The sequence below is a fragment of the Soonwooa buanensis genome (genome assembly GCF_900167905.1).
Classification (GTDB): Bacteria; Bacteroidota; Bacteroidia; order Flavobacteriales; family Weeksellaceae; genus Soonwooa; species Soonwooa buanensis.
Map to the genome: position 1 here is coordinate 267,328 of NZ_FUYZ01000002.1, position 14,755 is coordinate 282,082.

At 35.6% G+C, this 14,755-nt stretch carries 11 protein-coding genes; 3 read left to right on the forward strand and 8 right to left on the reverse strand.

What is annotated here, in order from left to right; all coding sequences use genetic code 11:
- Nucleotides 1-88: 88 nt before the first annotated feature.
- A complete protein-coding gene (locus tag B5X62_RS04420; protein ID WP_079666187.1) occupies nucleotides 89-1,141 on the forward strand; it encodes an NAD(P)/FAD-dependent oxidoreductase in 1,053 nt (350 codons plus the stop codon).
- A gap of 257 nt (nucleotides 1,142-1,398) precedes the next feature.
- On the forward strand, nucleotides 1,399-1,731 hold the full coding sequence (locus B5X62_RS04425) for a 2Fe-2S iron-sulfur cluster-binding protein (protein ID WP_079666188.1): 333 nt from the start codon (nucleotides 1,399-1,401) through the stop codon (nucleotides 1,729-1,731).
- Between the two features lie 18 nt (nucleotides 1,732-1,749).
- Here B5X62_RS04425 and B5X62_RS04430 read toward each other — a convergent pair whose 3' ends face one another.
- Nucleotides 1,750-3,198 carry a M28 family peptidase gene (locus B5X62_RS04430; protein WP_079666189.1) on the reverse strand — a complete coding sequence of 483 codons (1,449 nt, stop codon included), beginning with the start codon at nucleotides 3,196-3,198 and terminating at the stop codon, nucleotides 1,750-1,752.
- A 181-nt stretch (nucleotides 3,199-3,379) separates the two neighbouring features.
- On the opposite strand from B5X62_RS04430, the gene B5X62_RS04435 reads away from it, so the two are divergent.
- Nucleotides 3,380-5,464: an outer membrane beta-barrel protein gene (locus tag B5X62_RS04435; protein ID WP_079666190.1), complete on the forward strand. Its 2,085-nt coding sequence runs from the start codon at nucleotides 3,380-3,382 to the stop codon at nucleotides 5,462-5,464.
- Between the two features lie 52 nt (nucleotides 5,465-5,516).
- On the opposite strand, the gene B5X62_RS04440 is transcribed toward B5X62_RS04435, so the two are convergent.
- The 7 genes from B5X62_RS04440 to B5X62_RS04470 form a co-directional block, all read right to left on the reverse strand.
- Complete coding sequence (locus B5X62_RS04440; protein ID WP_079666191.1) at nucleotides 5,517-6,320, reverse strand: sensor histidine kinase; 804 nt, start codon at nucleotides 6,318-6,320, stop codon at nucleotides 5,517-5,519.
- Complete coding sequence (locus tag B5X62_RS04445) at nucleotides 6,317-6,901, reverse strand: hypothetical protein (RefSeq protein ID WP_079666192.1); 585 nt, start codon at nucleotides 6,899-6,901, stop codon at nucleotides 6,317-6,319. The genes B5X62_RS04440 and B5X62_RS04445 overlap by 4 nt, the downstream gene beginning before the upstream one ends.
- Nucleotides 6,901-7,503 (reverse strand): hypothetical protein, encoded by a 603-nt coding sequence (locus B5X62_RS04450; RefSeq protein ID WP_079666193.1) that lies wholly within the window; start codon nucleotides 7,501-7,503, stop codon nucleotides 6,901-6,903. The genes B5X62_RS04445 and B5X62_RS04450 overlap by 1 nt, the downstream gene beginning before the upstream one ends.
- Nucleotides 7,504-7,536: 33 nt before the next feature.
- Nucleotides 7,537-8,169 carry a response regulator gene (locus B5X62_RS04455; protein ID WP_079666194.1) on the reverse strand — a complete coding sequence of 211 codons (633 nt, stop codon included), beginning with the start codon at nucleotides 8,167-8,169 and terminating at the stop codon, nucleotides 7,537-7,539.
- Between the two features lie 398 nt (nucleotides 8,170-8,567).
- Complete coding sequence (groL, locus tag B5X62_RS04460; protein ID WP_079666195.1) at nucleotides 8,568-10,193, reverse strand: chaperonin GroEL; 1,626 nt, start codon at nucleotides 10,191-10,193, stop codon at nucleotides 8,568-8,570.
- A gap of 113 nt (nucleotides 10,194-10,306) precedes the next feature.
- Nucleotides 10,307-10,585 carry a co-chaperone GroES gene (locus tag B5X62_RS04465; RefSeq protein ID WP_079666196.1) on the reverse strand — a complete coding sequence of 93 codons (279 nt, stop codon included), beginning with the start codon at nucleotides 10,583-10,585 and terminating at the stop codon, nucleotides 10,307-10,309.
- Between the two features lie 136 nt (nucleotides 10,586-10,721).
- On the reverse strand, nucleotides 10,722-14,702 hold the full coding sequence (locus tag B5X62_RS04470; protein WP_079666197.1) for a T9SS type B sorting domain-containing protein: 3,981 nt from the start codon (nucleotides 14,700-14,702) through the stop codon (nucleotides 10,722-10,724).
- Nucleotides 14,703-14,755: the final 53 nt, after the last annotated feature.

Here is a 14,755-nt window from a genome sequence, read left to right on the forward strand (position 1 = left end):
AATTAAATAAAACTAAGTAAAGTCATCATTTAGAATAATTCTAAAAGAAGTGAAAATGCTTAGCTTTGCATAATAAAATATTAAAGAAATGTTCGAAACAGATATCATTATTATAGGCGCAGGTCCAACAGGATTATTTGCAGTATTCGAAGCGGGATTATTAAAGTTGAGATGTCATCTTATCGATGCATTGCCGCAACCTGGCGGACAGTTGTCGGAGTTGTATCCCAAAAAACCGATTTTCGATATTCCTGGTTTTCCAAGTGTTGACGCTGGCGTTTTAGTTGATAATTTGATGGAACAAATCAAACAATTCGAACCTCAATTTTCTCTTTCAGAAAAAGCAATGAGCTATGAAAAAACTGAAGAAGGAGATTTTATCGTAACCACAAGTCGCGGTACCAAAATTAAAGGAAAAGCCATTGCAATTGCTGGTGGATTAGGAAGTTTTGATCCTCGTAAACCCGAATTAGAAAATCTTGAAAAATTTGAAGAAAACGGTGTTGAATATTTCGTGAGAAATCCAGAAATGTTCCGTGACAAAAAAATCGTCATTGCTGGTGGAGGAGATTCTGCGTTGGACTGGTCGATTTTCTTGGCAGATGTTGCGTCGGATGTAACCTTAATCCATAGAAGAAACGAGTTTCGTGGTGCTTTAGACTCAGTTGAGAAAGTGGCTGCGCTTAAGAAAGCTGGCAAAATCAATCTGATTACGCCTGCCGAAGTAACGGGCTTGATAGGAGAGGAGACACTTACGGCAATCGAAGTTACAAAAGGCGAAGAAAAAGAAATCATCGAAACCGATTATTTAATTCCTTTATTCGGATTAACACCGAAACTTGGTCCATTAGGCGACTGGGGATTAGATATTGAGAAAAATGCCATTAAAGTTAATAATGCTTTAGATTATCAAACCAATATCGATGGCATCTACGCGATTGGCGATGTTAATACGTATCCAGGGAAGTTGAAGTTGATTCTTTGCGGTTTCCATGAGGCGACTTTGATGTGTCAAAGTGTTTATAATAGACTTAATCCAGGAAAAAAATTCGTTCTTAAATATACAACGGTTTCGGGTATTGATGGATTCGACGGTACAAGAAAAGAAGCTGAAAAAGCAGTTGTAAAATCAATTGATTAATCAGATTTAAATACAAAATCAAAAGCCTAAGTTGAGTAGACTTAGGCTTTTTTGTGATAAATAAATGATAATATAACAATTACTTATTTTAAAAAATATTGTGTAATTGGACTGTTGAAAATGGTTTTTATTCATTTATCTTTTTCAAATTTAGATTAAGATTATCAACTACAAAATACCTATTTCTGGGTATATTTCATAATATTTGAATTTCCTTTAAACCTAATATTTATTAACTTTGTAGAAAAGATTTTAAAATGTCAGATGTTAATATTACGATAATAGATAGGGACGGTGTTTCTCATGATGTTGCCGCGCCAACAGACATGGCCATGAGTCTTATGGAGGTGATTCGCGCTTACGAATTGGTGCCAGAAGGGACTATTGGTATTTGTGGAGGTCTAGCGATGTGCGCTTCTTGCCAATGTTATGTTATTAGCGAGAATGTGGCTTTGCCAGAGATGCAAGTCGATGAGGAAGCTATGTTGGATGAAGCTTATAATGTAAAGCCAAACAGTCGACTAAGTTGCCAGATTCCTGCAACAGATGATCTAGAAGGACTTGTTATAGAGTTAGCCCCGGAAAGTTAATCCAGGGCTTTTTTATTTCTATTGATTGATAAATTTAGAACTCTTAATTGTTCCGTTGTTATTTTCGATGATGCACAAATAGTAAGATTCTTTCAAACTTTCTAAAGAGATTGAATTAGAATTTGGGTTCAATATTTCTTTTACAATACGTCCAGAGGCATCCATAATTTTCAAAGCTTTCACGTTTTTAAAATCGATATTTAAAAGTTTTAAAACTTTGCGTTCGACAGCAATTTTCAAATCATTTTTATTGATGTTTTGGTCTTGAACGGCTAAAAATGCTTGACTCGATTTTGCTGCTTCGATAACAAATTCTAGACCTAGTTTAGTAAATTTTGCGGCGTGATTCGCATTATTTCCGCTAACAGATAATTTGTCGTTCGAGCTATGGATGTATGGGTTAGAATCGTTAAAACTAGCTTCAAAAGGGAAGGCGGCGTTATAGCCATTTTGTGCCCAACTAAAGTGATCCGAGCAACCGTAATTACAAATTGTATTGCCATAAGTGAAAACATGAGAACCCGTTTTATTATAATGTTCCATGAGTTCTATTAAGAATAAATTAAGGTCGTTGCTGTTGTAAGAATCTGTGGTTAAATACACATCTTTGTTCGATCCTTTATAATTCGTCATGTCAAACTGAACATAAGCTACCACATTTTTATTGTTATTTGCATAATTAGTTGCCACATCATTAGACCCAACCAATCCCACTTCTTCCGCAGAAAAAGCCATCATTTCGATACTTTTTTGTGGTTTAAATTTAATGTCCAAAAGCACGCGAAGCATTTCTGTAATACTCGCAATTCCTGAGGCGTTGTCATCTGCGCCAGGTGCTTGCCCAGAAAACGAAATAGAATCTAGATGACCTCCAATAATCACAGATTCGTTAGGAGTTGTGTTACCATTTATCTTTAAAAGTACCGAAGGCATCGGCGTTGCAGTGTGGTTAAAAAGCACAACACTAATGTCTGTACGGCCAGCTGCTGCAATCATGGTTTCCCATTTTGCTTTCAGATCCAGTGCAGCTTGTTTTCCTTTTGCATTATCATGACGACGCGTGCCATAAGCTTCTAATGTGGAAATGTGATTTTTGATATTGTCAGCATTTACTTTCCCGATACTGTGGTTAACCCAATCATTTTCAGTAATTGTCAAATTGAGAAGCTGAGACGATTTGCTAACTTTTTTATTTAAAACATCTAGAGCTGTTTCAGCACTGTTTTGATAAACGAATCCAGGACCGTGCGTAAGGATGTTTCTGTGTAAATGATGCGCTGCCTCTTCAGTTAAAAGAACGGCAGATTGATTGTCAATCGTTTTTAAAATCGAAACTTCTTTCGGGAAAAGTTCTTGTAATGCTTGGGCACTTTTGCCATCCATTGTCGCATGGAAGCTTTGACTATCTTGACTGAATAAAGCGCCGTAAAGGAATACCGCTGCTAAAAGTGGTAATTGTTTTTTCATAAATTATTTTTAAGTTTGGTCTTGTAAAGATAAAATTTTAGTAAAAATAAATTGAATTTTATGTAATGTTTTTAAATTTTGATTGTTTCTGAAATAGATTTTTGTTTTTAAATGTTATTAAATTCGAGCTCGATGTAATATTTCTTGATTTTGAATTGTCTTCTTTTTATAAGTCTGAAATATGAACAGAATTTTTACATTTTCATTTATCATTTTATCTGGATTTTTCTTTGCGCAAGAGCAACAAGTCGCTCAAGATACAATAAAGCAATCTGCAGAAATACAAGAGGTTTTAATAAAAGCGCAACGCAAAAAACAATTTGTTGACAAGTCGGTGTATAGCTTTGATGAAGAAGCTTTGAAGAAAGCGCGCTATGCAAACGATCTATTAAAAACGCTTCCGGAATTACAATACGATCCTATTACGAAAAGTGTGGCTAGTACAAAAGGCGGAACTACCTTGATGCTCATTAACGGTATTGAAGCTACAGAATTGCAAATGCGATCGATACGTCCCGAAAATGTTGTACGTGTCGAATATTATGATAATCCACCAACGCGTTGGGCAACTAGAGCAGATCAAGTTGTCAATGTAATTACCAGAAACCCTGAGACTGGTTATGTTTTTGGAGCTGATGTTAGTTCGGCGGTAACGACAGGCTTTGTTGACGCTTCTGCTTATGCGGGTTATACGAAGGCAAAACATAATTTTGGTTTAGAATATAATCTTAATCTTAGAGATTATGACGATCGCCACGTTACCAAAATCTATGACTATCAACTTCTTGGAGAACATTATCGGTCAGAACTTAATAAAATTGACCATTTCGGCTATACAAGCCAAGATATTGCACTTCGGTATTCGAATTCGGAAATTGGAAAGTATGCTTTCCAAGCCAAGTTAAATATTAATTTGTTTAATTATTTTTCTAACGGAATTGGCGCAAGTCTTTTTTCTAAAGCTAATCTTATCGAAGATCATAGCATGAAACAACATGATGAGGAAGCTTATAATATTCCAAAATTAGATTTATACTATTCTAAAAATTTGGGTAAGAAAAGTGAAATTAGTTTTAATATTGTTGGATCGACTTATACAACGAGATCTTCGCAATTGGCTAACGAATGGGTGACAAACTCAGGAGAAAGTGTTTTTGAAAACGATATGAACTTAAAGGCGAAACAAAAAAGTATCGTCGGCGAGGTTGCTTATTCTTACGACTTAACAGTAGGTAAGCTTAGCGCGGGTTATCGTATTACTAATAACTCTGTTGATAACGAACTTCGAAATCTTCTAGGAAATTCTAATTACAAAGTCAATTATTTGACACAGTATATGTATTCCGAATTTGCTGGTAAAAAGAATAAATGGATGTATCGACTAGGTTTAGGTTTAACCAATATCCATAACAAAAGTGAGTTGTCGGTAGAAGATAATTGGACGATTACGCCAAAACTAATTTTAGGTTATCAAATTAAAAATAATCAAAGTCTGCGTTTTATAAGCAGTTATACGCCGACAAGTCCGTGGAGCGCTGCGCTAAGTAGTAATGTTAATCAGGTTGCTCCTAATATTGTGTCCCGCGGTAATCCGTATTTGAAATCGAAGCAGACTTTCCATACCAATATTCAATATACGTTCAATAATAAGTATTTTGATTTTACGTCGGTCGTTTTCTACAACCATATTAATAAAGATATTAACCAATATTATACAGAAGATATCGAAACTGGAGGTTACGCTTTGACTTATGAAAATTCAAATTATACAAGACAAATTGGAGCACAATTAATCGGTTCTGTTAAACCTTTCGGAAATGCATTGCTGGTTTTGAAAACTGTTATTTCGCCAACTTCTGTTAAGGTCGTAACCAATCAAAACAAAGTAATTAAAAATGATTATATCTCAAATAATTTTTTGATTTCTTCGGAGTATAAAAATTTTTCATTTCAATATAATTTCAACTTTCCGGTTTATACTTTAAGTGGTGCTTTTTTGTCTACCAACGAAAATAAAAGTCACTTTTTTGCAAGTTACAAACATGATAATTGGACATTTTCGTCTGGCTTTTATTGGTTAGGAATGCCGTCTCGTTATCTAACAAAAAGCCTGTCCGAAAGTCTTGTAAATTATACTGCTAAAACAGAAATAATGAATAACAAGTCGATGTTTGTTCTTGGTCTAAGTTATGATTTTGCGAAAGGTAAGAAGAACCAAATCGACAAAAAACTTAATAATGATACAGCGCCTCCAGCCACATTTTAAAATTTTAAATAAAAAGACTTTAGAATTTCTAAAGTCTTTTTTAATCTTTATTTTAATCTTTATTAAGGTTAAACGAAATGTTAATTTTTGTTCCTTCCGTTTCTTTACAGATATTAAAAGTGCCACCAACACTTTCGGCTCTAGACTTCATGGTGGTTAGTCCATAGCCATCAACACGTGCTTGTTGTATCCCGACACCATTGTCTTGGATGGAAATACGAATGAAATTTTGTCCTTCAACGGCATCAAAAATAACGCGTGTTGCTTGACTGTGTTTAACAATATTGTGACAAGCTTCTTTGATGATTAACAATACATTTCGACGTAACTCTGCACTAACGATTGTGTCAGGATTCTCGATATCTTGTTGCTGCGTAAATTGAATTTTTGTTTTAGATAGATAACTTTCGACGTAGTTTTTACAGTAATCAAGCATTTTTCTAACATTGTCGTTGGAGGAGTTGAGTGACCACAAAATCTCACGCATCGATAGATTAATCTCTTCAGAAATTCTTATAAGTTCATCAATTTCGGCTTTACTAATGCTTTTGTTATCGATGTTATGTTTCAGGATTTCCGATTGCAGTTTTATGGCGGAAAGTCCTGCGCCAATATCATCATGCATATCGTGAGAAATCCTTTCTCGTTCGGATTGTAAAGATTTATGTTTTTCTATTTCCTTTTGTAGGAGATTATTTTTATGTTCAATATCTTTAATTTGGCTTTCCTTGATGTGGTTGATTTGGTTTTTGTTATAAAGTAAAATCACAAAAATAATGAAGCCCAAAAAAAGTAGCAAAAGCGCAACAGCGAATGCAAACGTTAATTTTACTTCGTATGCGACAGTCAGAATCATATTTTACAAGTCGTAGCTTTCAATAGTAAAAGATAAGAAATAATTACTGCAATCATAAAACTTTTGGTTATTAATTGCAAAAATTCTACATCCATTACATTAAGTAAGTTGGTGGGTACAATTCTAAAAATAAACACAATACTAAAGAATAGTAAGCTAGTCGCTACCCAAAATTTTTGTTTTTTATAAATTGGTGTTACATCTGTGTTTTTAAGTTGTAAGAAAAACCATCGTAAACTTAAGAACGTGTAGGTAACGCACAAAATAACACTTAATATAATTTGATAATTGGCTTCTGTTCCGAAAAATATAGCACTTAGTATAATATTGATGATTGCTAAAATCCAGCTAAATTTTTTATTTTTTTCTTCTGTACCAAAGTAGTAAATGAAAAATAGGCTATATAGCGGAATTGTAAAAATGTAAAGACTATAAGGCATTAACTCAATTTTGTTTAGGTTTTCACAAGTAAAAACCGTCGCAAAATAAAGCCACAAAAAATGTTGCTCTGTTTTTCTATTGATGATAGAAGATACAAAACATAGGAAAACAACAAATAGATAAATGTACAGTATTAGCATTATCTACATTTACCAGGAGGGCATAATGTTGCCATGTCAAAATATGTCGGGTCTCCTGCAAGAGCTAGACGAGACTCAAAATGCATAACGAAAGTTAATTTGTGTAATCTTGTTATATCGCTAGTTTTGTTATCAATTCCCATTTGTAAAACAATGCCTGTATGTGTTTGTGGATCAAATGCATCAAAATTATTTTGGTAATGTATCGTTATTTGTCTCGTATTCTCATGCTTAGTACCATCATTAAACATTTTTGTAATACGTGTGTCAAACTTTGGACGTAATCCCTTAGTGGTATCATCAAAGTTTTTTCGCATGGCATCATCGCCACGACTATCTATTTCTACTGCAACATCTTGATCGATTAGAAGGTTTGTTTTCCCTGCTTCGTCGGTGTACAGAAGATTAAGTTCTTTATCTACTTGCGCGAATCTCAACACCAAATCTTTCTTTTGATCGATAAGTCCTTTTAGTAGGTTATAACTCATTTTATAAGTTTTGTCTACTAATATGTCTCCACCAAATTCGTTTTCAAAATTTTTCATCATTTCCAAAGCTAAGTCCTTTGGAATTGGTCCTGATTGGTTTTTTTCTTGATCCATGGTTTTTAGTTTTATTAATTGTTTTAGTGTTTATTAGTGTTTAGAAATATTAAGTTTATTAAGCGCTTCTACTTTGTTATTTACATTTAACTTTCTGTAGATACTTCCAACATGTTTTTTTACAGTTTCGGGTGAGATGCCTTTGTTGGCCGCTATTTCCTTATACTGTAATCCTTCGGATAGCCCATTTAAGATATACTTTTCCGTTGGCGTTAATTCATCAACTAGTTGATGATCTTGTTCTTGATTTTGGAAGTGTTTCAAAACTTTTTTTGCAATATTATTGCTCATTGGGCTTCCGCCGTTTTGTGCAGTAATAATTGCTTGTGTTATATTTTGTAGACTTTCACCTTTCACCAAGTAGCCGACAGCACCAGATCTTAGAGCGTCAAATACTTTGTCGTCGTCTTCGTGATTGGTACAAATGATGAATTGAGTTTTTGGGAGCTGGCTTTTGAGAGCTCGAATAATGTCAGTGCCCCAAGAATCGTATAGTTGTAAATCCATTAATACAACATCGGGATCGAGTTCTGCCAGATTATCCGAAGCTGCTTTGCCAGAAAAATATTGTCCCACACAACACATTTGATCATTATAATTAATAACCTTTTTCAACGTGTTGTTGTAGTTCTTATCATCTTCGACAATAGCAACTTGGATTTTCATGGTTATTAGTTTATACAAAGATTAATAATACAGAGGTAAATTCCAATACCGAATTTGGGGTATATGGGATTATAAATATACTTAAAATCTTCTTTACATTTACGAAATATTTGTTAAATTTTTATAAGTTGTAACGAATTACTAAACGATATGCAATATTGGGTTTATAAAATTGATATTATATAGGAATTATTTAATATGTACTGGTTGCGCCCCAGATGGAACGGCGTGTTTGAGCTCTTTTTTGAGGTGGCTTCGGTACTTCGACTCCGCTCAGTAACCTGAATTAGGCACCTCAAAAAAAGCGAGTAGTGACAGCTGGAAATGGCGCCCAAATAAAAACAAAAAAACCTCCACTCGAAAGTGAAGGTTTTATATATTGTGTCGGTCGCTGACCATTACATCATTCCTGGCATTCCGCCGCCCATTGGCATTGCTGGTTCGTCTTTTTTAACTTCAGTGATAACACATTCTGTTGTTAAAAGCATTCCTGAAACCGAAGCTGCGTTTTCTAAAGCTACTCTTGTTACTTTAGTTGGGTCGATAATACCTGCCTCAAGCATGTTAACATACTCGTCAGTTTTTGCGTTGTATCCGAAGTCGCCGTTACCTTCTGCAACTTTTGCTACGATAACTGATCCTTCTCCACCTGCGTTAGCAACGATTTGTCTAAGAGGTTCTTCGATTGCTCTTTTCACGATTTTGATACCTGTATTTTCGTCAGCATTTTCACCGTTAAGTGCGTTAAGAGAAGCGATTGCTCTTACCAAAGCAACACCACCACCAGCAACGATACCTTCTTCTACAGCAGCTCTTGTTGCGTGTAATGCATCGTCAACTCTGTCTTTTTTCTCTTTCATTTCTACTTCCGAAGCAGCACCAACGTAAAGAACTGCAACACCACCAGCCAATTTAGCTAGACGCTCTTGAAGTTTTTCTCTATCATAGTCAGAAGTTGTTGTTTCCATCTGAGCTTTGATTTGTGCAACTCTACCTTTGATTTTTGCTTCGTCACCACCACCGTTAACAATCGTTGTGTTGTCTTTATCGATTTGTACTTTTTCTGCAGTACCCAACATTTCTAAAGTTACATTGTCCATTGTGAAACCTTGCTCTTCAGAGATTACTGTACCACCAGTTAAAATCGCGATGTCTTCTAACATTGCTTTTCTTCTGTCACCAAATCCTGGCGCTTTAACAGCCGCAATCTTAAGAGAACCTCTCAATTTGTTAACTACTAAAGTTGCTAAAGCTTCACCTTCAACTTCTTCAGAGATGATTAGTAAAGATTTACCACCTTGTGCGATTGGCTCAAGAACTGGAAGTAATTCCTTCATAGAAGAGATTTTTTTCTCCACTAAAAGGATATATGGATTTTCTAGCTCTGCTAGCATTTTTTCTGGATTTGTCACGAAGTAAGGCGACTGGTATCCTCTGTCGAATTGCATACCTTCTACAACGTCAACAGTTGTATCTGTACCTTTTGCTTCTTCTACCGTAATAACACCTTCTTTACCAACTTTACCGAAAGCTTCAGCGATTAAAGAACCGATTGTGTCATCGTTGTTAGCTGAAATAGAAGCAACTTGTTTGATTTTTTCTGAAGAATCTCCAACCGCTTGAGATTGAGATTTTAGGTTAGTAACAACTGCAGTAACTGCTTTGTCGATACCTCTTTTTAGATCCATTGGATTTGCACCCGCTGCAACATTTTTAAGACCTTCTCTTACGATAGCCTGAGCCAAAACTGTAGCAGTAGTTGTACCATCACCAGCGATGTCATTGGTTTTAGAAGCAACTTCTTTTACCATTTGAGCACCCATGTTTTCTACTCTGTCTTCAAGTTCGATTTCTTTAGCTACAGAAACCCCGTCTTTAGTAACGTGAGGAGCACCGAAAGATTTTTCGATTACTACGTTTCTACCTTTTGGTCCTAAAGTTACTTTTACTGCATTTGCTAATGCATCAACACCTCTTTTTAGGGCGTCTCTAGATTCGATATCGAATTTTATTTCTTTTGCCATTTTTAAATGTATTATTGTATGATGTACAATGTAAAATGTACTTTTTTATGTTTAATTTTTATAATAGTAAGAAAATACATTGTACTTGGTACATTGTACTTTTTACAAAAATCCTATCCTAAGATTCCCAATAAATCAGCTTCTCTTACGATTAAGAAATCTTTTCCGTCAAGTTTTAATTCAGATCCTGAATACTTTCCGTAAAGCACTTTGTCACCAACTTTTACAGTCATTGGTTCGTCCTTTTTACCAGCGCCCACAGCTACAACCGTTCCTTCTTGAGGTTTTTCTTTTGCTGTGTCTGGGATAATAATACCTGAAGCAGTTTTAGTTTCTGCAGCAATTGGCTCGATAAGCACTCTGTCTGCTAATGGTGTGAAGTTTACTGACATAATTGTATTTATTTTTTAATTTTTATCTACCCTGTTGTTCTCCAAGAATATGCCACTTATAGTTACGAGTTGTAAGTTATAAGTTATAAGTTATAATTGTCAGATTAAAATTAAAAATGTGAAAATTTGTCAGTTTTTAATTTGATTTTAATAAAATCCAATCTTTTAGTGTCACAATTTTTCCCTCCGAATTTGTCCAAATGATAATATACCAATAAGTTCCTGTTTTTGATTTTAAACCATTGTGAGTGCCATTCCAAATGAATTGGTTGTTTTGGTTGCCTTCAAAATGCAGGGCACCATAACGATCGACAATCTGTAGCGTCGCATTTTTTTGATTTAGAAGGAATGAAAAATCAGCAACATCATTAATGCCATCATTATTTGGTGTGAAAACATTTGGGATTTTATACTCTTCTATTGTTTCTTTTTCAGTTGTAAATCGATGTTCCGCACAACCAGTGGCATCTCCCGCAGAATTAAACGGAATAATTCTCACAAAATAATTCGTGCTGTAATTCAAATTTGTTGGAAGTTCAAAACTTGTAACATTTCCTAAATTTTGATTTAAAACATCATTTCCACCAGCGGTTGTACCGATTCTGATTCTGTAATCCGTTGCGCCTGAACTTGCTGTCCAAGTGATTGTCGGATTGACGGAAACGTTGGTTGCATTATTTGTTGGAGAAACAATGGTCGTACAAGCAGGAACGCTTGGTGTTGTCAGGGTTCTAAAACTTGTTTGTGTACATCCTGACGCATTTCCAGTCGTGTTGTAAGGCGTAATTCGGATGTAATACAAGGTATTTTGAGCAAGTGTAGTTGTCAAAGTGTGATAAGTGACATTTCCGACATCTTGATTATTTAGAACATCAGAATTGGTTGGTGTTGTCCCAATTGTGATTCTGTAACCTGTCGCATTAGAAACCGAATTCCAAGTAATGATTGGTGTTAAAGAAATATTCGTCGCATTATTAGCTGGCGAAATAATCGCGGAGCAAGCCGGAATTGTTATGGGTTTAGCTTCAGTTGTAAATTGATGTTCCGAACAACCTGTCGCATCTCCCGCCGAATTAAATGGAATAATTTGTACAAAATAATTTGTGCTATAATCTAAATTAAACGGAAGTTCAAAACTTGTAACATTTCCTAAATCTTGATTTAAAACATCATTTCCGCCAGCTGTTGTACCGATTCTAATTCTGTAACCTGTCGCACCCGAACTTGCTGTCCAAGTAATTGTTGGATTGATGGAAATGCTGGTTGCATTATTTGTAGGAGAAGTAATCGTTGAACAAGCCGGAATTGTTATGGGTTTAGCTTCTGTTGTAAATCGATGTTCCGAACAGCCAGTCGCATCTCCCGCCGAATTAAACGGAATAATTTGTACAAAATAATTTGTGCTATAATTTAAGTTTGATGGAAATGTAAATGAAATTACATTTCCTAAATTCTGATCTAAAACATCATTTCCACCTGCATATGTCCCGATTCTAATTCTGTAACCTGTCGCGCCAGAACTTGCTATCCAAGTGATTGTTGGATTGACGGAAACGTTTGTCGCATTATTTGTAGGAGAAGTAATCGTTGAACAAGCAGGCACCGTTGGCGTAGTCAAAGTTCTAAAACTCGTTTGTGTACAACCTGACGCATTTCCAGTTGTGTTGTAAGGCGTAATTCGGATGTAATACAAGGTGTTTTGAGCAAGTGTAGTTGTCAAAGTGTGAGAAGTAACATTTCCGACATCTTGATTATTTATAACATCAGAATTGGTTGGTGTTGTCCCAATTGTGATTCTGTAGCCTGTCGCATTAGAAACCGAATTCCAAGTAATGATTGGCGTTAAAGAAATATTCGTCGCATTATTAGCTGGCGAAATAATCGTTGTACAAGCAGGCACCGTTGGCGTAGTCAAAGTTCTAAAACTCGTTTGTGTACAACCTGACGCATTTCCAGCCGTGTTATAAGGCGTAATTCGGATGTAATACAAGGTGTTTTGAGCAAGTGTAGTTGTCAAAGTGTGGGAAGTAAGATTTCCGACATCTTGATTATTTAGAATGTCGGCATTTGTTGGAGTTGTTCCAATTGTTAAACGATATCCAGTTGCGCCAGCACTAGGATTCCAAGAAATTGTAGGTCTTAAAGGAATATTAGTTGCGTTATTAGCTGGCGAAATAATCGATGTACAAGCAGGAATCGTTACCGTAGGATTTGCAGTGGTAAAAGAATATTCACTACAATTTGCCGTAGCCGAAACCGCATTAAAAGGCGTAATTCTCACATAGTATGTTGTTCCTGGCGATAAATCGGTCGGGTGATTATAAGTTGTTACATTTCCAACATTTAAATTATTCAAGATATTTGTTCCGCCTGCGGTTGTACCAATAGAAACTCGATAACCGGTTGCATTGGCGATGGCATTCCAAGAAATATTTGTTGTAATCGGAACATTGGTTGCGTTTGGTGTTGGTAAAATCATCGCAGGACACGCAAGTACAACCGGTTGTAATTCATAAGCGCCAAGATCTATGGATGAACCCACCAATCGCGGCTGATTTACTAAATCCGTTGAAGTTCCTGCCGGAGCCGTAGAAACTTGATTATACAAAGCATTCACACCATAATTAACGGCTGGACTTGTTTGTTGTAATCGGAAATTCGCCGAATTATTTATAAATAACGGATTTACGCTAACTAAATTCGCGGTACCCGCAGTGTAACTTTGCGTAATATTTCGTCGAATATCTTTCTCGCCACTATCTGCGTTGACCATTTCTGAATGAATATCTGGTCTAAAACCTCCCGTTCTTGCCGAATTTTGATAAAAAATAGAATTATAAATATGAGTAATATTCGGATTAGATGGTGTATTTGGGAAACGGGGAATTATAAAAGCAGTATTTGTATTGGCAACAAAAGTTGCATTAGCAACGTCGATATTTCGATAATTATAAATTGCGCCACCTTTGTCACTTGCTAAATTTTTGTGAAAAAGCGCGTTCGAAATTTTTAATCCTTCATCACTAAAATTATAAATGGCACCGCCTTGTTTTGCAGCATTATCATAAAATTCAGACTTGTTAATCGTGGATATTTCCGAAAATCGATGATTGTATATTGCTCCTCCTTTTTCGCTTGCTTTATTATTTCTGAAAACGGTATTCAGGAAATCCCACTTACCAAAACTGCTGTTAAGTGCACCTCCTTCTTGGGCTTCATTATTAGTAAATTGCGAGTTTTCAACCGAAAGTGATGTTCCAAAAATAAAAATTCCGCCACCTTCGTCTGCTTTGTTGCCAATAAATTGAGTGTTTTTTAATTTAACATCATAATAATTAATATAAATACCACCGCCTTGTGTTTCGGTAGTATTATTTTCAAACCGAGTATTTTCTAGGTGGAAATTTTCTCCCCAAGTATAAATGGCACCACCTTCATTTTCCGCATAATTATTTCGGAATACAGAATTTTTTATGGTGACATTATCCGACCAATTGTGGATTGCACCACCGCCATTGTCGCCCATTGGATAAACTTTGCGGTTGCTCCTATTATTCTCGAAAGTACAATTATCAATAAGAATTGCGCCGTTGAAACCATGCATGAGATAAAGTGCACCTGCACCACGACCACCTTCCGAAATATTGTTTCTAAAGGTTGAATTCCGGATCTCTCCAAAATTGGCTCTTAAGACAAGTCCCGCTCCGCCTTCATTAGCGCCTGTAACGAATCCATCAATGAAATTAACACCATCAATACTACAATCATCTTCTTGAATATACATGATTTGAGTTTTCTTTTGTCCATTAAGATTTGTTGGATACAAAGTGAAATTTCGGGTTGTTCCCGCACCGCTGTAACCACCAACAAGACGAACTTTTCTCCCCCAATCAATTCTTAAAGTTGAAGTTATAAGATAATTTCCTTGGCGTAATCTAAGTTCTGTTTGTCCAACATTTAAATTAGTGACGGCATTTTGTAGTGATTTTGCATTGGCCCAAGAACTTCCGTTTTGGGTTCCGGAACCGGTTGGTGAAACATACCAAATCGTTTGCCCCGAAAGAGCAATTGACAAAAAAGAACAAAAAAGAATAAAAAAGATAGAAATCCTTTGCATCAGTTGTGGTTGATATCAGCGAATTTCCATGATTATTTTTAGCGTTTAAGCAA